Annotated in this window: 18 protein-coding genes; 14 read left to right on the top strand and 4 right to left on the bottom strand. The window is 65.1% G+C overall.

Annotation, left to right across the window (positions count from 1 at the left end):
* Positions 1-85: 85 nt before the first annotated feature.
* Both HAV22_RS19915 and HAV22_RS19910 read left to right on the top strand, forming a co-directional pair.
* A complete protein-coding gene (locus HAV22_RS19915; RefSeq protein WP_166861594.1) occupies positions 86-1,012 on the top strand; it encodes a LysR substrate-binding domain-containing protein in 927 nt (308 codons plus the stop codon).
* Positions 1,013-1,133: 121 nt separating this feature from the next.
* Positions 1,134-2,417 carry a Glu/Leu/Phe/Val family dehydrogenase gene (locus tag HAV22_RS19910; RefSeq protein ID WP_166861504.1) on the top strand — a complete coding sequence of 428 codons (1,284 nt, stop codon included), beginning with the start codon at positions 1,134-1,136 and terminating at the stop codon, positions 2,415-2,417.
* Between the two features lie 65 nt (positions 2,418-2,482).
* Here the strand turns inward: HAV22_RS19910 and HAV22_RS19905 are convergent, their stop codons facing one another.
* Positions 2,483-4,099 carry an endo-1,4-beta-xylanase gene (locus HAV22_RS19905; protein WP_166861503.1) on the bottom strand — a complete coding sequence of 539 codons (1,617 nt, stop codon included), beginning with the start codon at positions 4,097-4,099 and terminating at the stop codon, positions 2,483-2,485.
* Positions 4,100-4,209: 110 nt separating this feature from the next.
* Positions 4,210-4,686, bottom strand: coding sequence for a cupin domain-containing protein (locus HAV22_RS19900; RefSeq protein ID WP_166861502.1), 477 nt, complete (start codon positions 4,684-4,686; stop codon positions 4,210-4,212).
* 197 nt (positions 4,687-4,883) lie between these two features.
* Here HAV22_RS19900 and HAV22_RS19895 point away from each other — a divergent pair, with 197 nt between their 5' ends.
* Positions 4,884-5,201: a hypothetical protein gene (locus HAV22_RS19895; protein WP_166861501.1), complete on the top strand. Its 318-nt coding sequence runs from the start codon at positions 4,884-4,886 to the stop codon at positions 5,199-5,201.
* A gap of 2 nt (positions 5,202-5,203) precedes the next feature.
* Positions 5,204-5,893: a Shedu immune nuclease family protein gene (locus HAV22_RS19890; RefSeq protein ID WP_166861500.1), complete on the top strand. Its 690-nt coding sequence runs from the start codon at positions 5,204-5,206 to the stop codon at positions 5,891-5,893.
* 90 nt (positions 5,894-5,983) lie between these two features.
* Here HAV22_RS19890 and HAV22_RS19885 read toward each other — a convergent pair whose 3' ends face one another.
* Both HAV22_RS19885 and HAV22_RS19880 read right to left on the bottom strand, forming a co-directional pair.
* Positions 5,984-7,303, bottom strand: a complete 1,320-nt coding sequence (locus HAV22_RS19885; protein WP_166861499.1) for a homoserine dehydrogenase — start codon at positions 7,301-7,303, stop codon at positions 5,984-5,986.
* Between the two features lie 28 nt (positions 7,304-7,331).
* Positions 7,332-8,558: a pyridoxal phosphate-dependent aminotransferase gene (locus tag HAV22_RS19880; RefSeq protein WP_166861498.1), complete on the bottom strand. Its 1,227-nt coding sequence runs from the start codon at positions 8,556-8,558 to the stop codon at positions 7,332-7,334.
* A gap of 187 nt (positions 8,559-8,745) precedes the next feature.
* On the opposite strand from HAV22_RS19880, the gene HAV22_RS19875 reads away from it, so the two are divergent.
* The 10 genes from HAV22_RS19875 (at position 8,746) to HAV22_RS19830 (ending at position 19,044) form a co-directional block, all read left to right on the top strand.
* Positions 8,746-9,144: an Mth938-like domain-containing protein gene (locus HAV22_RS19875; RefSeq protein ID WP_166861497.1), complete on the top strand. Its 399-nt coding sequence runs from the start codon at positions 8,746-8,748 to the stop codon at positions 9,142-9,144.
* Positions 9,141-10,808: a glycosyltransferase family 39 protein gene (locus tag HAV22_RS19870; protein ID WP_166861496.1), complete on the top strand. Its 1,668-nt coding sequence runs from the start codon at positions 9,141-9,143 to the stop codon at positions 10,806-10,808. Before HAV22_RS19875 ends, HAV22_RS19870 begins: the two co-directional genes overlap by 4 nt.
* A gap of 9 nt (positions 10,809-10,817) precedes the next feature.
* The gene (locus HAV22_RS19865) at positions 10,818-11,192 is read left to right on the top strand and encodes a DMT family transporter (protein WP_166861495.1); all 375 of its coding nucleotides are present in this window, start codon (positions 10,818-10,820) and stop codon (positions 11,190-11,192) included.
* Between the two features lie 124 nt (positions 11,193-11,316).
* Positions 11,317-12,456, top strand: coding sequence for a DegT/DnrJ/EryC1/StrS family aminotransferase (locus HAV22_RS19860; protein WP_166861494.1), 1,140 nt, complete (start codon positions 11,317-11,319; stop codon positions 12,454-12,456).
* Positions 12,457-12,470: 14 nt separating this feature from the next.
* Positions 12,471-13,454 (top strand): glycosyltransferase, encoded by a 984-nt coding sequence (locus HAV22_RS19855; RefSeq protein ID WP_166861593.1) that lies wholly within the window; start codon positions 12,471-12,473, stop codon positions 13,452-13,454.
* A gap of 70 nt (positions 13,455-13,524) precedes the next feature.
* The gene (locus tag HAV22_RS19850; RefSeq protein WP_166861493.1) at positions 13,525-14,442 is read left to right on the top strand and encodes a formyltransferase; all 918 of its coding nucleotides are present in this window, start codon (positions 13,525-13,527) and stop codon (positions 14,440-14,442) included.
* Positions 14,439-15,479, top strand: coding sequence for a bifunctional UDP-4-keto-pentose/UDP-xylose synthase (locus HAV22_RS19845; RefSeq protein ID WP_166861492.1), 1,041 nt, complete (start codon positions 14,439-14,441; stop codon positions 15,477-15,479). The genes HAV22_RS19850 and HAV22_RS19845 overlap by 4 nt, the downstream gene beginning before the upstream one ends.
* 13 nt (positions 15,480-15,492) lie before the next feature.
* Positions 15,493-16,440, top strand: coding sequence for a polysaccharide deacetylase family protein (locus HAV22_RS19840; RefSeq protein WP_229421325.1), 948 nt, complete (start codon positions 15,493-15,495; stop codon positions 16,438-16,440).
* A 103-nt stretch (positions 16,441-16,543) separates the two neighbouring features.
* Positions 16,544-16,987, top strand: coding sequence for a peroxiredoxin (locus tag HAV22_RS19835; protein WP_166861591.1), 444 nt, complete (start codon positions 16,544-16,546; stop codon positions 16,985-16,987).
* A 221-nt stretch (positions 16,988-17,208) separates the two neighbouring features.
* Positions 17,209-19,044 carry a PhoH family protein gene (locus tag HAV22_RS19830; RefSeq protein ID WP_166861491.1) on the top strand — a complete coding sequence of 612 codons (1,836 nt, stop codon included), beginning with the start codon at positions 17,209-17,211 and terminating at the stop codon, positions 19,042-19,044.
* The last annotated feature ends 87 nt before the right edge of the window (positions 19,045-19,131 follow it).

Genomic DNA, 19,131 nt, shown 5'->3' with positions numbered 1-19,131 from the left:
CGCAAACCGAACTTGTATCGCGCTTTCCGAACGGCGCCCCGGCGGCGTTACAATGCCGCGACGATTCAACCGCACGGGGCTCGACATGGAAACCAAATGGCTGGAAGACTTCATTTCACTGGTCGAGACCAAGAACTTCAGCCGCTCGGCCCAGCTGCGGCACGTGACGCAGCCGGCGTTCTCGCGTCGCATCCGCTCGCTGGAAAACTGGCTCGGCACAGACCTGATCGACCGCACCACGTTCCCCACGCGCGTCACGCCGGCCGGCATGGTGTTCTACGAGCAGGCGCTGGAAATGCTCGCGCAGATCAACGGCGTGCGCGACCTGCTGCGCCACAACCGCGCGGCCGCCGAACAGACGCTGGACCTCGCGGTGCCGCATACCTTGTCGCTGACGTTCGTGCCGAAGTGGCTGGCCGCGCTGGAACGCGACTTCGCGTCGATCAACAGCCGCCTCATCGCCCTCAACGTCCATGACGCCGTGCTGCAACTGGTCGAAGGCGGCTGCGACCTGCTGCTGTGCTACCACCACCCGCGCCAGCCGGTGCAGCTCGACCCCGGCCGCTACGACATGCTGCTGATGGGCCGCGAAGCGCTGTGCGCCTATGCCCGCTGCGGCGCCGACGGGCAACCGGCCTACCGCCTGCCCGGCCGCAAGGATGCCCCGCTGCCGTTCCTGTCGTACACGGCGAACGCGTACCTGGGACGGATGGTCGACCTGATCCTCGCCGACGCGCACCCGGGGCCGCACCTCGAAAAACGCTACGAGACCGACATGGCGGAAGGCCTCAAGATGATGGCGCTGGACGGCCACGGCGTCGCGTTCCTGCCCGAGTCGGCGGTCGTGCGCGAGGTCGAGCAGGGGCAGCTCGCGCGCGCCAGCGACGCGGGCACGTGGGAAATCGAGATGGAAATCCGGCTGTATCGCGAGCGTCCTTCCGACGCACGTCCCGGCAAGCCACTCGTCGCCAACTTGTGGGAATTCCTCGCCGCGCACCCTGCGGTGGCGTGATGCTTTTTGCGCATACCTGCATGCGCAAGCAGCATTGGCAATGATCCCGTAGCCCATCCTATGATTCGTTCGCCGCGCATCAGCCTGCGCCCGAACCATCACCGACTATCGGAGACATTGCATGACCAGCCACGCCCTCCCCTCCTACCTGAATCCCGACGACCTCGGCCCGTGGGGCCAGTACCTGCAGCAGGTCGACCGCGTCACGCCGCACCTGGGCAACCTGGCGCGCTGGGTCGAAACGCTGAAGCGTCCGAAGCGCATCCTCACCGTCGACGTCCCCATCGAGCGCGACGACGGCACCGTCGCCCACTACGAGGGCTATCGCGTCCAGCACAACCTGTCGCGCGGCCCCGGCAAGGGTGGCGTCCGTTTCCACCAGGACGTCACGCTGTCAGAAGTGATGGCGCTGTCCGCGTGGATGTCGGTCAAGAACGCGGCCGTCAACGTGCCGTACGGCGGTGCCAAGGGCGGCATCCGCGTCGATCCGTCCACCCTGTCGAAAGGCGAGCTGCAGCGCCTCACGCGCCGCTACACGAGCGAGATCAGCATGCTGATCGGCCCGACGAAGGACATTCCGGCGCCGGACGTCAATACCAACGAGCAGGTCATGGCCTGGATGATGGATTCGTACGCCATGATCGAAGGGAATCTGTCGACGGGCGTCGTGACGGGCAAGCCGATCTCGCTCGGCGGCTCGCTGGGCCGCCGTGAAGCGACGGGCCGCGGCGTGTTCGTCGTCGGCCAGGAAGCGGCACAGCGGCGCGGCGTCGCGATCGCCGGGGCCAAGGTCGCAATCCAGGGCTTCGGCAACGTGGGCGGCATCGCGGCCACGATCTTCGCCGATGCGGGCGCCAGGATCGTCGCCGTGCAGGACCACACGGGCACTGTCGTGCGCGAAGGCGGCCTCGATGTCGCGCAACTGCATGCGCACGTCGCCGAAGCGGGCGGCGTGAAAGGCTTCCCCGGCGCCGACGCGACGCTGGAACGCGACGTGTTCTGGGACATCGAATCGGACATCCTGATCCCGGCCGCGCTCGAGCGCCAGATCACGGCGGACGTCGCGCAGCGCCTGCGTACGAAGATCATCCTGGAAGGCGCGAACGGCCCGACGACGCCGGAAGCGGACGACATCCTCGTCGACAAGGACGTGCTGGTCGTACCGGACGTGCTGGCCAACGCGGGCGGCGTGACGGTGTCGTACTTCGAATGGGTGCAGGATTTCTCGAGCTTCTTCTGGACCGAGGACGAGATCAACGCGCGCCTCACGCGCATCATGCAGAACGCGTTCGACGCCGTGTGGACGGTCGCGCAGGAGAAGAAGGTGTCGCTGCGCACGGCCACGTTCATCGTCGCGTGCACGCGCATCCTGCAGGCGCGCGAGGTGCGCGGCCTGTATCCGTAAGGCCGGATGACGGCGCCCCGGGATCGCATCTCGTGCGCTCCCGCGGGCTGCCGCATTGTTGACGCTCAGTTCCCCACCAGGGCGTCCTTGAAGCCCTGCAGCGCGGGCTTCGGCGCGAAATTCCCGTCGAACAGCAGCGGCCAGTCGGGCGATCCGGGCTGGTTGATCCAGCTGTCCGTATCCCACACGCCCCACACGGTGATGCCGGCCCGCTGCGCCGCCGGCACCGCGCGCAGGTAGGCGGCGACGATGTCGTGATAGCGCTGCTGCTGGCGCAGCGCGGCATCCGCCGTGAAGCTCGTGTAGGCGCTCTTCATGCTCACGTCCAGTTCCGAAATCTTGACCTTCAGGCCGCGGTCCGCCACGGCCTTCAGCGACGACTCGATGGCGGTGATGGTCGGCCAGTCGATCGTCACGTGCATCTGGAAGCCGACGCCCGTGATGGGCACGCCGCGCGAGCGCATGCCGTCGATCAGCGCGAGCAGGTTCGTCGTCTTCTGCCCGCCCGCTTCGATGTTGTAGTCGTTGTAGAACAGGTCGACCTGCGGATCGACGGCGCGGGCGTTGACGAACGCCTGGTCGATGAACGCCTGGCCCATCTTCTGGCTGAACAGGCTGCTGCGCAGGATGTTGTCCACCGTCGGCTGGCCATCGTCAGCGAGCGCCTCGTTGACGACGTCCCAGCTTACCACCTGGCCCTTGAAGTGCGACACGATGGTCTGCACGTGGGTCTTCAGCATGGCGGCGAAGTCGCCGGTGTAGTTCGTCATGAAGCTCGGCACCTGGTAATCGGCGTGCCAGATGAGCGTGTGCCCGTGCACGTCGATGCCGTTGGTGTGGGCGAACGCGACGAATGCGTCGGCCTGGTCGAACGTGAACGTGGTCTCCTGTGGATGCAGGTAACCCATCTTCATGATGTTCCCCGCCGTCATCTGGTTAAAGTTGGGGAAGACGACGGCCTGCTGCTGCGCGCTCGTGCCGCTGTTGATGATGCTGTTGTTCTCGAAGCCCGCGTTCACGGCGACGCCGATCGGGAAGGCCGCCAGCGATTTAAGCCCCATGCCGGCCGTCTGCGTGGCGAAGTTCGCCGTCAGCGACTTGTTGCCGTCCATGGTGATCGTCAGCGGATTCGTGCTGCCGGTAGTGGCGCCGCTCCAGCCGGTAAAGCTGGAACCCTGGGCCGGCGTCGCCGTGATGGTGACGGTGCTGCCCGCCTGGTAGCTGTAGCTGCCCGGCGCCGGGCTCGTCGTGCCACCGATCCCCGCATCGATCGCGAGCGTGTAGTTGGCGGCGCCGGTCGTGTTGGTACCGTTGACCTGCAGCTGCGCCCCGCCCTGCTTCGCCACGTAGCGGATATAGTAGTTGCCGTTGATGCGCGCGGGCATGATGTTCGACGCCACGTTGGCGTACGACACGCCGTTGATCGTGAACGTGTCCGCGAGCCTCGACGAGACGCTGTCGATGGTGCCGGAGGTGACCAGGCAGACGTTCGCGGGGCCGCTCAGGACGGTCGGCAATGCCACCGGCTTCGGGTTGTTGCACGTCGCGCCCGACGTGCCGCCGCCCGCCGTCTTCTGCGCCGCGGCTGCCGCGTCGGCACCGCCGCAGGCGGCGATCAGGCCCAACAGGCCAACCAGAACCAGATATTGCAACCACTTCCCGATGCTTCGTACCGTTTCCATACACTCCCCTTCGCTGGACGCGCTCGGCCATGCCGACGGCGCGAGCGAATGCTACGCGCCCGCGTCGCCGCGTACGTTATGAAAATCGTCAGGCAGTTTTTCGAAATTGATCAGCGAGCGTTCTCGGACGGCACGGACGTCGATTGGACCGGCGCAGGCGACGTGAATTCCGGATGGGCGAGCGTGAGCGGCTGGTTCACGGTGCCCGTGTAAAGCACGAACAGCTTGACCGGTTTGTCGCCCAGGGCGCGGCCGTTGTGCAGGGTCTGCACGACTTCCGGCAGCGTGTCGCCCACATGCAGCTGGCGCGTCGCGCCATTGCCCTGGGTGACTTCCAGCGTCCCCTCCAGCACATAGGCAAACGACGGCACGGAATGCTCGTGCCAGCCCGTCTGGCCGCCCGCCGCGATCTCGACGATCAGCGCCGTGACCTCGGCCTGCCCCGCCGGATAGACGAGCGGCTTGCCGTCCCAGCTGGTCGAGGTTTTCAATAACGGCGTCACTTTGACGGAAGCGGAATTGTCGAGCGCGCAGGCCGGATGTGCCCACGCCAGCATCGCGGCCAGGGCAAGAAGTCGATGTTTCATGGATGAGGATGGAGGTGGCGTATTTACTCGCGGAGTTTATCAAATAACCACGGTTGCCTCCAAGCATTCCCTCAGCCAGGTGTTTGCGCTACGGCGGTAGTCAGCGTTGGTTTCGAGCAATGGTAAGCAGTGAGGCCACAAAAATGAGCATATAATCGTCGTTACTGACGCAGCACGAGCAGCCACCGGAGTGAACCATGGCAACGAAATTGACCAGGCAACCTGCCGAACTTCAAGGGCCAAGGGAAACCTGTATCAAAAACACGTCCATCGCCGATCAGGCCATGCAAGCGTGGAGCCGGATTCCGTCCAATACGAAAGTTGAAATCCTCCAGGCTGTCGAGCAGCCGTGCACTGTACGCGACGCCAGCCTGAAGACCGTAAAAGTTGGCGAGCAAACTTTGATAGTAAAAAAGATGTCCTCCGGGTTCAGGGTGTTATACGAGCCAGGTATCGATAGCAATACGATCGTGTCCGTGTTGACGCCTCGTGAAGTGGGTCTGCTGAAAGGTTGATCTTGGCGAGCAGCGGATCGACGAAGACGAACACTGTCGCGGCCAACACCTTCCACACGTTTAATTTTGACGCTACAACACTTCCGCAATGGAAGGCCGATCTTGCGGCGTTCAGCACGCTGATCTCGGCAGGGGCCGCGCCCGATGGCGTCGGCGAAACTGCGTTACTGAAATGGTTTGGTGCGTCGGCAGAGCGGATTGCCCTGCTGGCGTATGTCATCCACGGCATCGTTCCCACCCACGTCGCGCGTGAGCTCACCATCGGCGACTTCCGCGCCGACTTCGGCTGGGCCGAGGTCGACCCGGCGGTCGATGCCACCGTCGGGTTGATCGAACTGGAAAACTGCGAGCCCCACACGCTGTTCGAGAAGAAGAAACGCAAGGCGCCGTACCTCGGGGCGCGCTTCCTGGGCGGGTTTGGCCAGCTTGTCGATTGGTGCGCATTCGGGCAGGCACAGGCCAGGGCGGATGCGGCCATCTCCCTGATCCTCGGGCCTCAGCACGCAAACGCATCGTACGTGTTCGCACTCGTGGCCGGTGACCGGCGCTTCGCCAATGACGCGTTATCGCAGACCCGGTTGCAGTGGTGGCGCGAGAACATGCAAGTCGGTCATGGCACGACGACCATGACGTTCGATCTGCTGCTGCAGTCCGGGCAGCGCAAACTGCAAATCCTGAGCAGCGCCAAATAGCGGTAAATGACAAAGAGACGAAGCCGCCCACCGTTCGCACGATGGGCGGCTTCGTCACGGGCTGCCGGGCGCGCTGGCCCGGCTTGAGGATCAGCCCAGGCTCTCCAGGCGGATGCGCACCACCTTGCCCACGGTCGTCGCGAGGCTCTCGATCTTGGCGATCGCCGCGTTGACGTATTTTTCGCGGGTCTGGTGCGTGATGATGACGATGTCCGTGCGCGCCTTCTCGCCCGGCTCCTTCTGCAGCACGGCGTCGATCGAGATGCCGGCGTCCGCGAGGATGCGGGTCAGGTCGGCCATCACGCCCAGCTGGTCCTGCACGGTCACGCGCAGGTAGTAGCTGGTGCGGATCTCTTCCATCGGCAGGATCGGCACGTCGGCCAGTTCCGTCGGCTGGAACGCCAGATGCGGCACGCGCGAGTACGGGTCGGCCGTCGCCAGGCGCGTCACGTCGACGAGGTCGGCGATGACGGCGGACGCGGTCGGCTCGGCGCCGGCACCCTTGCCGTAATACAGCGTCGCGCCGACGGCGTCGGCCTGCACCAGGACGGCGTTCATCGCGCCTTCGACGTTGGCGATCAGGCGCGCGCCCGGCACGAGGGTCGGGTGCACGCGCAGCTCGATGCCGTCCTTGCCGTCGACCGTCGTGCGGCGCGTGATGCCCAGGAGCTTGATGCGATAGCCCAGCTGCTCGGCATAGCGCAGGTCGACGGCCTGCAGCTGGCTGATGCCCTCGATGTGGGCGCTGCCGAACTGCATCGGGATGCCGAACGCGATGGCGGACATGATCGTCAGCTTGTGCGCCGCGTCCACGCCTTCGATGTCGAACGTGGGGTCGGCTTCCGCGTAGCCCAGTTCCTGCGCCTGCTTCAGGACGGTGCCGAAGTCGAGGCCCTTGTCGCGCATCTCGGACAGGATGAAGTTCGTCGTGCCGTTGATGATGCCGGCCACCGACTCGATGCGGTTCGCGGACAGGCCTTCGCGCAGCGCCTTGATGATGGGGATGCCACCGGCGACGGCCGCTTCGAACGCGACCATCACGCCCTTGGCCTGCGCGGCTTCGAAGATCTCGTTGCCGTGCAGCGCCAGCAGCGCCTTGTTCGCGGTGACGACGTGCTTGCCGTTGGCGATCGCCTGCAGCACCAGTTCGCGCGCCAGGTCGTAGCCGCCGATCAGTTCGACGACGATGTCGATGTCCGGGTTGTTCACGACGGCGAACGGGTCGGCCACGACTTCGACGTCGCTGCCGACGATACGCCTGGCGCGTTCGAGGTTGCGCACGGAAACCATGGCGACTTCGATGCCGCGGCCTGCGCGGCGGCGGATTTCTTCCTGGTTGCGTTCGAGGACGTGGTAGGTGCCTGCACCGACGGTGCCGAGGCCGAGCAAGCCTGCTTTGATGGGTTTCATATGATTTACTGTCTGCTGTCTGTCGTTCTCAGCGCGCGTGGCGGCGCCGGTAGCCGTCGAGGAAGCGCGCGATACGGGTGCACGCGTCCGTCAGGTCGTCGGAATTGGGGAGGAAGACCAGGCGGAAATGGTCCGGCGTCTTCCAGTTGAAGCCGGTGCCTTGCACCAGCAGGACTTTTTCCTCGGACAGCAGCTCACAGATAAATTGCTGGTCATCGGCGATCGGGTAGATCTTCGGGTCGAGGCGCGGGAACATGTACAGCGCAGCTTTTGGCTTGACGCAGGTAACGCCCGGGATATCGGTCAGGAGTTGGTGAGCCAGGTCGCGCTGGCGTGCGAGGCGGCCGCCGGGGGCCACGAGGTGCGCAATGCTCTGGTGGCCGCCGAGGGCAGTCTGGATCGCGAACTGGCCCGGCGCATTCGCGCACAGGCGCATCGACGCGAGCATGTTCAGGCCTTCGATATAGTCCTTCGCATGGCGTTTTTCGCCCGAGAGGACCATCCAGCCGGCACGGTAGCCGCACGAGCGGTAGTTCTTCGACAGGCCGTTCAGCGTGACGAACAGGACGTCGTCGGCCAGCGAGGCGATCGACGTGTGCTCTTCGCCGTCGTACAAGGTCTTGTCGTAGATTTCGTCGGCGTAGATGATCAGCTGGTGCTGGCGCGCCAGTTCGACGATTTCCAGCAGCACGTCGCGCGAATACAGCGCGCCAGTCGGGTTGTTCGGGTTGATGACGACGATCGCGCGCGTGTTCGGCGTGATCTTCTTGCGCATGTCGTCGATGTCGGGCAGCCAGCCGGCCTGTTCGTCGCAGACATAGTGCACCGGGTTGCCGCCGGCCAGGCTGACGGCCGCCGTCCACAGCGGATAGTCGGGCGCGGGCACGAGCACTTCGTCGCCGCTGTTCAAGAGGCCCTGCATGCCCATCACGATCAGTTCGGAGGCGCCGTTGCCCAGGTAGATGTCGTCGATGGTGACGCCGCGGATGTTCTTTTCCTGGGTGTAGTGCATGATCGCTTTGCGCGGTGCAAACATGCCCTTGGAATCCGTGTAGCCGGCCGAGCCGTGCATATTGCGGATCATGTCCTGAACGATCTCGTCCGGCGGATCGAAGCCGAACACGGCCAGGTTGCCGATGTTCAGCTTGATGATCTTGTGGCCATCTTCTTCCATCTGGCGCGCGATCTGCAGCGCCGGACCACGGATCTCGTAGCAGACGTCGTCGAGCTTGTTGGATTTCAGAATCGGTCGCAAAATATCACCTTGGAAATAATGGCTGCGGAAAAATGCCTGTTATGCAGCCTGAGCGGTAGCGCGTTGTTGCAATGCGAAAAACTTCATTCTGCCCAAACGGCCCGGATTAAGCAACCCGCCATTGCTGGCATGTCATGGAAAACAGTTACAATACGCGCCCTGTGCCTGTCACTCCCGGCTCTCCATCATGAAGCTCCATTCCAGCAGCACCGAAAAATACCAGACGGTCACCGGCTACGACCGGTCCGGCGTCGAGATCAACGCGCAGCGCTTCGACTACAGCGTGCTCGTGATGCCCGAAGTGACGCCGCGCGCATGGCCCGTCTCGCGCTTCGAAGACTTGAAAACGGAACATTTCGAAGCCATCGCCGCGGACAAGCCCGACGTCGTCATCCTCGGCACGGGCGAGCGCCAGCGTTTCGTCCATCCGCGCCTCGTGGCGAGCCTGTCGGCCTTGCGCATCGGCGTCGAGAGCATGGACAGCCATGCCGCCTGCCGCACCTACAACATCCTGATGGGCGAAGGCCGCAAGGTCACGCTCGCCCTGATCATCGACACCCAAGACGAGGGCGCGAAGGCCGAATGAACGACCTGCACCGCAACAAGACCTTCACCTGGACCCTGCTGATCGCGTTTGCCATCGTCCTGCTGTACGTACTGGGCGCGCGCACGCTCGTGCCGCCCGACGAAGGCCGCTACGCCGAGATGGCGCGCGAGATGTTCGCCAGCGGCGACTGGGTCACGACGCGCCTGAACGGCATCAAGTATTTCGAAAAACCCCCGCTGCAGACGTGGATGAACGCCCTGTCGTTCACCCTGTTCGGCCTCGGCGACTGGCAGGCGCGCCTGTGGACGGGCCTGTGCGGCCTGTTCGGCGTCGTGCTGACCGGCTACGCGGGCACGCGCGTGTTCGGCGCGCGCATCGGCTTCTACGCCGCGCTCGTGCTGGGTTCCTCGTTCTACTGGGTCGCGTGCAGCCAGATCGATTCGCTCGACATGGGCCTGTCCGGCATGATGACCCTCGCGCTGTGCGCCCTCCTCGTCGCCCAGCGCGACGGCGCGTCGGACGCGGAGCGGCGCAACTGGATGCTTGCGTGCTGGGCCGGCATGGCGCTGTCGGTGCTGGCCAAGGGCCTCATCGGCCTGATGCTGCCGGGCGGCGTGCTCGTCGTCTACACGCTCGTCTCGCGCGACTGGGCCATCTGGAAGCGCCTGCACCTCGTCAAGGGGCTGATCCTGTTCTTCGCCATCGCGACGCCGTGGTTCGTGCTGGTCGGGATGAAGAATCCGGAACAGCCGCACTTCTTCTTCATCCACGAACACTTCGACCGCTTCCTGAAAAAGGAACACCACCGCGAAGCGGCATGGTGGGTCTTCTTCGCCCTGCTGGCCGCCGGCAGCGTGCCGTGGCTCGGCGTGCTCGTGCAAAGCCTGGTCGCGGGCGCGCGCCGCAACGGCGAGACGGGTACCTTCCGTCCGCGCCTGATGCTGCTCGTGTGGGTCGCGTTCATCGTCCTGTTCTTCACGAAGTCGAATTCCAAGCTGCCCGGCTACATCCTGCCCGTGTTCCCCGGCGTCGCGCTGCTCGTCGCGCACTACCTGGACGGCGGCACGCGCCGCGGCCGCATGGTCACGGCCGGCATCACGGCGCTGATGGGCATCGCGCTGCTCGTCACCGTCCCGTTCATGCAGAAGCTGGCCAAGCATGCGGGCGAGAACGTGCTGTACGCGGCGTACCAGCCGTGGGTGCTGGCGGCCGGCCTCGTGCTGCTGATCGGCGGCTGCCTCGCCACGCTGTACGCGCGCCAGATGCTGCGCGACCTGTTCGTCGTCGTGCTGGCCGTCGCCGGGTTCGCCGGCACGGAGCTGATGCTCGTCGGCTTCGAGCCGATCGGCCAGGTGCGCGCCGGCGTCAACCTGCTGCCGGCGTTGAAGGCCGCGGGTGCCGCCAATCCGGCCGTGAACGTCTATTCGGTCGGCATCTACGAACAGTCGCTGACGTTCTACCTGCGCCGCCCCGTCGTCCTCGTCGACTACCGCGACGAATTCGACTTCGGCCTGCAGCAGCAGCCGGAACTCGCGATCGCGGACATTCCCGCGTTCGTCGCGAAGTGGCGCGCCGACGCGGCGGCCGGCCGCCGCGCGGTGGCGATCACCCGCCCCGAGATCGCGGCCGAGCTGAAACGCCAGGGCGTCCCCCTGCGCATCGTCGCGGCGGATGCGCGCCGCACCGTCATCGCGACTCTTTGATCACGTCCCATGAACCTGACCACGTTTGCCTTCATCATTTCCGGCGTCCTGCTGAACGCCTGTGCCCAGATCCTGCTGAAAGCGGGCACGAACGCCCTCGGCGGCGCCATCCATCTCACCATGTCCACATGGTTCCAGACCCTCGTCAAGGTCTTCACCACCTTGCCCGTGCTGGGCGGCCTCGCGTGCTACGGCATCTCGCTCATCGTGTGGATCATCGGCCTGTCGCGCACGGACGTGACGATCGCGTACCCGATGTTGTCGCTGGGCTATGTCGTGTCGGCGTTCGGCGCGTGGATGTTCCTGGGCGAGGCCGTATCGCCGCAGCGCCTCGCCGCCATCGGCGTCATCATCGTCGGCGTCGTGTTGCTGGCGAGAACGTAATACGGCGGCGCGCAATGCGCTGCTACAATGCGGGCTTTGCCCGCGTTAACAATTGAACACGCTGGCAGGCCGCACGACGGCTTGTCGCGAACGACGTCCTTACCGAGAGAATAACGAGCCTCCCATGACTGCCGAGCTGCCCTTCCTGCCCTTTTCCCGGCCCACCATCGACGAAGACACCATCACCGCCGTCGGCGAGGTGCTGCGCTCCGGCTGGATCACGACCGGACCGAAGAACCAGGCATTCGAGGCGCTGCTGTCCGAGTATTTCGGCGGCCGTCCCGTGCGCACCTTCAATTCGGGTACCTGCACGATGGAGATCGCACTGCGCATCGCGGGCGTGGGCGCCGGCGACGAAGTGATCACGACGCCGATCTCGTGGCCCGCCACCGCCAACGTGATCATCGAAGTGGGCGCGACCCCGGTCTTCGCCGACATCGATCCCGTCACGCGCAACATGGACCTGGACAAGCTGGAAGCCGCGATCACGCCGCGTACGAAGGCGATCATCCCCGTCTACCTGTCCGGCCTCCCGATGGACATGGACCGGCTGTACGCCATCGCCGACAAGCACAAGCTGCGCGTCGTCGAGGACGCCGCGCAAGCCATCGGCTCGCAGTGGAACGGCAAGCGCATCGGCTCGTTCGGCGACTTCGCCTCGTTCAGCTTCCAGGCCAACAAGAACATCACGACGGGCGAAGGCGGCTGCCTCGTGCTGAACAACCTCGAAGAGGCGCGCCTGGCCGAGAAATACCGGCTGCAGGGCGTGACGCGCAGCGGCGTGGACGGCATCGACGTCGACGTCCTGGGCGGCAAATACAATATGAGCGACATCATGGCCACCATCGGCCTGGGCCAGATGAAGAACCTGGAGAAGCTCACGGCGCACCGCGCCGCGCTGGCGCGCCACTACTTCGACTGCTTCGGTCCCGCCTTCGAAGCGCAGACCGGCGCGCAGTTGCCGATCCAGGCCTTCGGCACGAGCAACTGGCACCTGTTCCAGATCATCCTGCCGGACAACGGCCCCGGCACCCGCGCCGACTTCATGACGCGCATGCAGAAGGAACACAACGTCGGCACCGGCTACCACTACGCGCCGATCCACCTGTTCACCCTCTACCGCGAGCGCGGCTTCAAGGAGGGGATGTTCCCCGTCGCCGAAAAGATCGGCCGCCTGACCGTCACGCTGCCGATGTTCAATGCGATGACCATCGCGGACGTCGAGCGGGCCGTGGGCGCAGTCAAAGCGGTGCTGGCCAAATGACGGGGGTATCGATGATGAAGCCGGAAATCTCCGTCGTCATTCCGGTCTATAACGAGGAAGCGGGCCTCGCGAACCTGTTCGCGCGCCTGTACCCGGCGATGGACGAACTGGGCCTGCCGTACGAAGTCATCTTCGTCAACGACGGCAGCCGCGACAACTCCGTCGCGATCCTCGCGGAACAGTACCGCAAGCGTCCGGACGTGACGCGCGTCGTCCTCTTCAACGGCAACTACGGCCAGCACATGGCGATCCTCGCGGGCTTCGAGCAGACGCACGGCCAGATCGTGATCACCCTGGACGCCGACCTGCAGAACCCGCCGGAAGAGATCCACAAGCTGATCGCCAAGATGCGCGAGGGCTACGACTACGTGGGCTCGATCCGCCGCAAGCGCCAGGATTCCGCGTGGCGCACGGTGGCGTCGAAGGCGATGAACCGCGTGCGCGAGCGCATCACGAACATCCACATCACGGACCAGGGCAACATGCTGCGCGCCTACGGCCGCAACGTGATCGACCTCGTGAACCAGTGCGGCGAAGTGAACACCTTCGTGCCGGCGCTCGCGTACAAGTTCGCGCGCAAGCCGACGGAGATCGTCGTCGAACACGAGGAACGCGCGGCCGGCGAATCGAAGTATTCGCTGTACAGCCTCATTCGCCTGAACTTCGACCTGATGACCGGCTTCTCGCTCGTGCCGCTGCAGATGTTCTCGCTGCTGGGCATGACCTTGGCGCTGCTGTCCGCGCTGCTGGTGATCGTGCTCGTCGTGCGCAGATTCCTGCTCGGCGCCGAGGCCGAGGGCGTGTTCACCTTGTTCGCGATCGCGTTCTTCTTCATGGGCGTGATCCTGTTCGGCATCGGCCTCGTGGGCGAGTACGTGGGCCGCATCTACCAGCAGGTGCGCGCGCGGCCGCGCTACGTCGTCGCCACGATCCTGCAAGGCGTGCCGCCCGACATGGCGGAAGTGAACGCGCTCGAGAAGCGCCAGGTCGGTCGCTGATTTCCCCATGCCGCCGGGCCTTGCCGGCCCAGGCGGCGCAACACCATCACGCCGTCACGGCCCAAAGAACATGACCCAACCCCGCAAACGCGCAGTCGTCTTCGCCTACCACAACGTGGGCGTGCGCTGCCTGAAGGTGCTGCTGGCCGGCGGCGTCGACGTCGCCCTCGTCATCACGCACCAGGACAGCGCCACGGAAAACATCTGGTTCGAATCCGTCCTCTCGCTGTGCGAGACGGAAGGCATCCCGTACCTCACGCCCGACGACGCGAAAGGCGCCGACCTGCTGGCCGCCATCCAGGCCGTCCAGCCGGACCTGATGTTCAGCTTTTATTTCCGCCACATGCTGCCGCAGGCGATCCTCGACGTCGCGCCCGCGTACAACATGCACGGCTCGCTGCTGCCCGCCTACCGCGGTCGCGCCCCCACCAACTGGGCCGTGCTGCACGGCGCGAAGGAAACGGGTGCCACGCTGCACGAGATGACGGTGAAGCCGGACGCCGGCGCCATCGTCGCGCAGCAGGCCGTCCCGATCCTGCCGGACGACACGGCGTTCGAAGTGTTCGGCAAGGTGACGGTCGCGGCGGAGCTGGCGCTGTACAACGTGCTGCCAGGCCTGCTCGCGGGCACGGCGCCGCGCATCCCGAACGACCTGACGCAGGGCGGCTACTTCGGCGGCCGCAAGCCGGAAGACGGCCGCATCGACTGGAGCAAGCCCGCGCAAGACGTCTACAACCTGCACCGCGCCGTCGCGCCGCCGTACCCCGGCGCCTTCACGGACGTGGGCCCGCGCCGCTACGTGATCGAACGCGCCCGCCTCTTCAACGGTAATGTGCATGGCCTCCCGCCGGGACTGGCCGTCGTGGATAATGCCATCCTCGGCGTCTGCGGCGACGGCCGCGCGCTCGTCATCCACAGCCTGCTGGCCGACGGCCTGCACATCTCCCCTGCCGAACTGCGGGCACAACTCCAGGAAAACCCAACATGAAAAAAGTCCTCATCCTCGGCGTCAACGGTTTCATCGGCCACCACCTGTCCAAGCGCATCCTCGAGACGACCGATTGGGAAGTGTATGGCATGGACATGTCGTCCGACCGCATCGCGCACCTGCTGGACAATTCGCGGATGCACTTCTTCGAAGGCGACATCACGATCAACACGGAATGGGTCGAGTACCACGTCAAGAAGTGCGACGTGATCCTGCCGCTGGTCGCCATCGCGACGCCGTCGACGTACGTGAAGGAGCCGCTGCGCGTCTTCGAACTGGACTTCGAGGCGAACCTGCCGATCGTCCGTTCGGCCGCCAAGTACAAGAAGCACCTGATCTTCCCGTCGACGTCGGAAGTCTACGGCATGAGCCGCGACGCGGAATTCGATCCGGAGAACTCGGAACTGGTCTACGGCCCGATCAACAAGCCGCGCTGGATCTACGCCTGCGCCAAGCAGCTGATGGACCGCGTGATCTGGGGCTACGGCATGGAAGGCCTGAATTTCACCTTGTTCCGCCCGTTCAACTGGATCGGCGCCGGCCTCGACTCCATCCACACGCCGAAGGAAGGCAGCTCGCGCGTGCTGACGCAATTCTTCGGCCACATCGTGCGCGGCGAGACGATCCAGCTCGTCGACGGCGGCCACCAGAAGCGCGCGTTCACGTACGTCGACGACGGCATCTCGGCGCTGATGAAGATCATCGAGAACAAGGACGGCAAAGCGACCGGCCAGATCTACAACATCGGCAACCCGGTCAACAACTACTCGATCCGCGAACTGGCCGACATGATGATGAAGCTCGCGGCGGAATACCCCGAATACGCGGCCGGCGCGCAGAAGGTGAAGATCGTCGAGACCAGCTCGGGCGCCTACTACGGCACCGGCTACCAGGACGTGCAGAACCGCGTGCCGAAGATCGAGAACACGAAGAACGACCTGGGCTGGGCGCCGACCGTGTCGATGGCGGACGCACTGCGCCACATCTTCGACGCCTACCGCGGCCAGGTCGCGGCTGCGCAAGCCCTCGTCGATTAAAGAAGGACACGCCTTGGCACCGCTGCTCGTCCTCAAGATCGACGTCGACACCTACCGCGGCACGCGCGAAGGCGTGCCGAACCTCGTGCGCATGCTGACCGCGCACGGGGCCGGCGCGACGTTCCTGTTTTCGCTGGGGCCCGACCACACGGGATGGGCGATGCGGCGCGCGCTGCGCCCGGGCTTCTTCCAGAAAGTGTCGCGCACCTCGGTCGTGGAGCACTACGGCTTCAAGACGCTGATGTACGGCGTGCTGCTGCCCGGCCCCGACATCGGCGCGAAAGGGGCGGCCGAGATGCGCGCCGCGCGCGACGCCGGCTTCGAATGCGGCATCCACACGTGGGACCACGTCTGGTGGCAGGACAACGTGCGCGGCCGCGACGCCGCGTGGACCGACCGCATCATGCAGAAGAGCGAGCAGCGCTACGCGCAAGTGTTCGGCGAGGCGCCGCACACGTTCGGCGCGGCCGGCTGGCAGATGAACGCGCACGCGTTCGCCCGTCACGATGCCGTCGGCTACCGCTACGCGTCGGACAGCCGCGCGCAACTGCGCGACGACGGCTCGCTGGCCGACCCGCACGCGGGCCCGTACCGCTACCGGGGCCTGGCGCACATCCAGATGCCGACCACGCTGCCGACGCTGGACGAACTGCTGGGCCGCGAGATCGACGGCACCGTCATCGACGAACACAATATCGCCGCGCACATCCTGAAGCTGACGGCGAATCCGCAGCGCGACCACGTGTACACCTTGCACGCGGAGCTTGAAGGACAGAAACTCGCCCCCATATTCGAGCAGCTATTGTCAGGTTGGAAAGCCCAAGGTTACCAACTTGCCTCGATGGCGGACTATTATGAGAAGATAAAACAGGAAGCGCAGCCGCTGCCCGAGCATCCGGTCCAGTGGGGCGAATTGCCGGGGCGATCAGGCGAGCTGGTCATCCTCGATACGCTGAAGTAAGACGCGGCGCCAGGCCGCGAGACAGGAGAAAACCGTGGCCGAAAGCCCAACCGCAGCACCCGCATCCGCACCAGGCGCCGCCGCGCCCGCGGTCGACGACGTGATCGCCAACTTCAGCGCGCCGATGACGGGCGAGCAGACCTTCGAGCTGAACGGCCGCCCCGCCCGCTACACGGTGCTGTACTTCTATCCCAAGGACAATACGCCCGGCTGCACGACGGAAGCGATGAACTTCCGCGACCGCTACGACGAGTTCAACGCGCTGGACACGGCGATCTACGGCATCAGCCGCGATTCGCTGCGCTCGCACGAAGGCTTCAAGACGAAGCTGGGACTGCCGTTCGACCTCATCTCCGATCCGGACGAAACCGTGTGCAACCGGTTCGACGTCATGAAGATGAAGAATATGTACGGTAAAAAAGTGCGGGGGGTCGAGCGCAGTACGTTTGTCATTGACGCTGACGGTAAGTTGGTGAAAGAATGGCGTGGCGTGAAAGTCAATGATCACGTCCAAGAAGTGCTGGATTTCCTAAACGGCCAGCCTTGATAAGCGGGCTGGCGATGGTTTCGACAAACCTTTAGCCGAGCGTTCGCCTATTTTGAGTCACTGTTTTACCTCACCGCATCATTCCAATCTGGCTGCCGGCCAGGGCCCCCGTCCGGGCCCGGCGGCGCCTCGCAGCTTCCCCCAGTTGCATCTGTCCGCCCGGCGGCGCGCCAGCGCCGCGCGGAGCGTTTTTCCGACTTTTTTTCTGGATTGAGAACCTGATGCCACTGCCTAAACTCCCCACCAAGCCGGCAACCATCCTGCTGGCCAAAGATTACCCCAGGGCCGAACCGGGCAAATCGCCTGTCCGCGCAGCCGCGAAGGCGGAGAACGACCCGGTCGAAGACCTGATCAGTGGCCCGGCCGTGCCGGCGCCCAAGACGACGAAGGCACGCAAGTCGAAGGCCGCGCTGCTGGCCGAAGCGCCCGCGCGCGAAGAGAAGCCGGCAGCAGCAGCCGCGCCGGCCGCTGCGCCCGTCACCGCACGCGCCGAAAAGCCTGCAAGGCCGGGCAAGATCGCGGGCAAGGCCGCGAAGCCGGGCACCGCCGCCAAGCTGCGCGAGTCGGACATGAACGAACCGCATCCGGCCAAGCACAAGCCGGTGGAAGTCAACGTCAAGTCGCCGGCGAGCCGCAAGGCCGACACGGCGGGTGCCACGAAGGTGTTCGTGCTCGATACGAACGTGCTGATGCACGACCCGACGTCGCTGTTCCGCTTCGAGGAGCACGACGTCTACCTGCCGATGATGACCCTGGAAGAACTCGACAACCACAAGAAGGGCATGTCGGAAGTCGCGCGCAACGCGCGCCAGGTCTCGCGCACCTTGGATGCCCTGATTGCGAACGTCGACGACGAGGCCATCGAGAACGGCATCCCGCTCGCGAAGCTGGGCAACAAGGATGCGAAGGGCCGCCTGCACTTCCAGACGCGCCTGAACGGCGCCGCGCTGCCCGAGGGCCTCCCGTCCGGCAAGGCCGACAACCAGATCCTCGGTGTCGTGCGCGCGCTGGAAGCGGAGCAGCCGGGCCGCGCCATCGTGCTGGTGTCGAAGGACATCAACATGCGCATCAAGGCGCGCGCGCTGGGCCTCGCCGCCGAAGATTACTTCAACGACCATGTGCTGGAAGACACCGACCTGCTGTACTCGGGCATCGTCCAGCTGCCGGACGACTTCTGGACGAAGCACGGCAAGGGCGTGGAGTCGTGGCAGGAGATCAAGGGCGGCTACTCGTCCACGTTCTACCGCGTGACGGGTCCGCTGATTCCCTCGCTGCTCGTGAACCAGTTCGTGTTCCTGGAACCGCAGAACGGCGAGGCGCCGCTGTACGCCCAGGTCAAGCAGATCAACGGCAAGACCGCGGTGCTGCAGACCCTGCGCGACTACTCCAGCAACAAGAACAACGTCTGGGGCATCACGGCGCGCAACCGCGAGCAGAACTTCGCGCTGAACCTCCTGATGAACCCGGACATCGACTTCATCACCCTGCTCGGCCAGGCCGGCACGGGCAAGACGCTGCTGGCGCTGGCCGCGGGCCTCGCACAGGTGCTGGAGACGAAGGTCTACAACGAGATCATCGTCACGCGCGTGACGGTGCCCGTCGGCGAAGACATCGGCTTCCTGCCCGGTACGGAAGAAGAAAAGATGTCGCCGTGGATGGGCGCGTTCGACGACAACCTGGAAGTGCTGATGAAGTCCGACGGCGACGCCGGCGACTGGGGCCGCGCGGCGACGCAAGACCTGATCCGCTCGCGCATCAAGATCAAGTCGCTGAACTTCATGCGCGGCCGCACGTTCGTGAACAAGTTCCTCATCATCGACGAGGCGCAGAACCTGACGCCGAAGCAGATGAAGACGCTCGTCACGCGCGCGGGCCCCGGCACGAAGATCCTCTGCCTCGGCAACATCGCGCAGATCGACACGCCGTACCTGACGGAAGGCTCGAGCGGCCTGACGTACGTCGTCGACCGCTTCAAGGGCTGGAGCCACGGCGGCCACGTGACCCTCGCGCGCGGCGAGCGTTCGCGCCTGGCCGACCACGCGAGCGACGTGCTGTAACGCCGCTGAGCCGAAGATAACCGGAACGACGCTAACAAAAAGCCTGTGCACCGCGAGGTGCACAGGCTTTTTTTCGCTCGTCGCCGC

The organism is Telluria antibiotica (genome assembly GCF_011682055.1).
Lineage (GTDB): Bacteria > Pseudomonadota > Gammaproteobacteria > Burkholderiales > Burkholderiaceae_D > Telluria > Telluria antibiotica.
This window is presented reverse-complemented; position numbering and strand designations above follow the sequence as displayed.

Excerpts from the sequence above, each read along its gene's own strand:
- HAV22_RS19915 (WP_166861594.1), top strand. The coding sequence starts at position 86 with ATGGAAACCAAATGGCTGGAAGACTTCATTTCACTGGTCGAGACCAAG.
- HAV22_RS19910 (WP_166861504.1), top strand. The coding sequence starts at position 1,134 with ATGACCAGCCACGCCCTCCCCTCCTACCTGAATCCCGACGACCTCGGC.
- HAV22_RS19905 (WP_166861503.1), bottom strand. The coding sequence starts at position 4,099 with ATGGAAACGGTACGAAGCATCGGGAAGTGGTTGCAATATCTGGTTCTG.
- HAV22_RS19900 (WP_166861502.1), bottom strand. The coding sequence starts at position 4,686 with ATGAAACATCGACTTCTTGCCCTGGCCGCGATGCTGGCGTGGGCACAT.
- HAV22_RS19895 (WP_166861501.1), top strand. The coding sequence starts at position 4,884 with ATGGCAACGAAATTGACCAGGCAACCTGCCGAACTTCAAGGGCCAAGG.
- HAV22_RS19885 (WP_166861499.1), bottom strand. The coding sequence starts at position 7,303 with ATGAAACCCATCAAAGCAGGCTTGCTCGGCCTCGGCACCGTCGGTGCA.
- HAV22_RS19875 (WP_166861497.1), top strand. The coding sequence starts at position 8,746 with ATGAAGCTCCATTCCAGCAGCACCGAAAAATACCAGACGGTCACCGGC.
- HAV22_RS19870 (WP_166861496.1), top strand. The coding sequence starts at position 9,141 with ATGAACGACCTGCACCGCAACAAGACCTTCACCTGGACCCTGCTGATC.
- HAV22_RS19865 (WP_166861495.1), top strand. The coding sequence starts at position 10,818 with ATGAACCTGACCACGTTTGCCTTCATCATTTCCGGCGTCCTGCTGAAC.
- HAV22_RS19860 (WP_166861494.1), top strand. The coding sequence starts at position 11,317 with ATGACTGCCGAGCTGCCCTTCCTGCCCTTTTCCCGGCCCACCATCGAC.
- HAV22_RS19855 (WP_166861593.1), top strand. The coding sequence starts at position 12,471 with ATGAAGCCGGAAATCTCCGTCGTCATTCCGGTCTATAACGAGGAAGCG.
- HAV22_RS19850 (WP_166861493.1), top strand. The coding sequence starts at position 13,525 with ATGACCCAACCCCGCAAACGCGCAGTCGTCTTCGCCTACCACAACGTG.
- HAV22_RS19845 (WP_166861492.1), top strand. The coding sequence starts at position 14,439 with ATGAAAAAAGTCCTCATCCTCGGCGTCAACGGTTTCATCGGCCACCAC.
- HAV22_RS19830 (WP_166861491.1), top strand. The coding sequence starts at position 17,209 with ATGCCACTGCCTAAACTCCCCACCAAGCCGGCAACCATCCTGCTGGCC.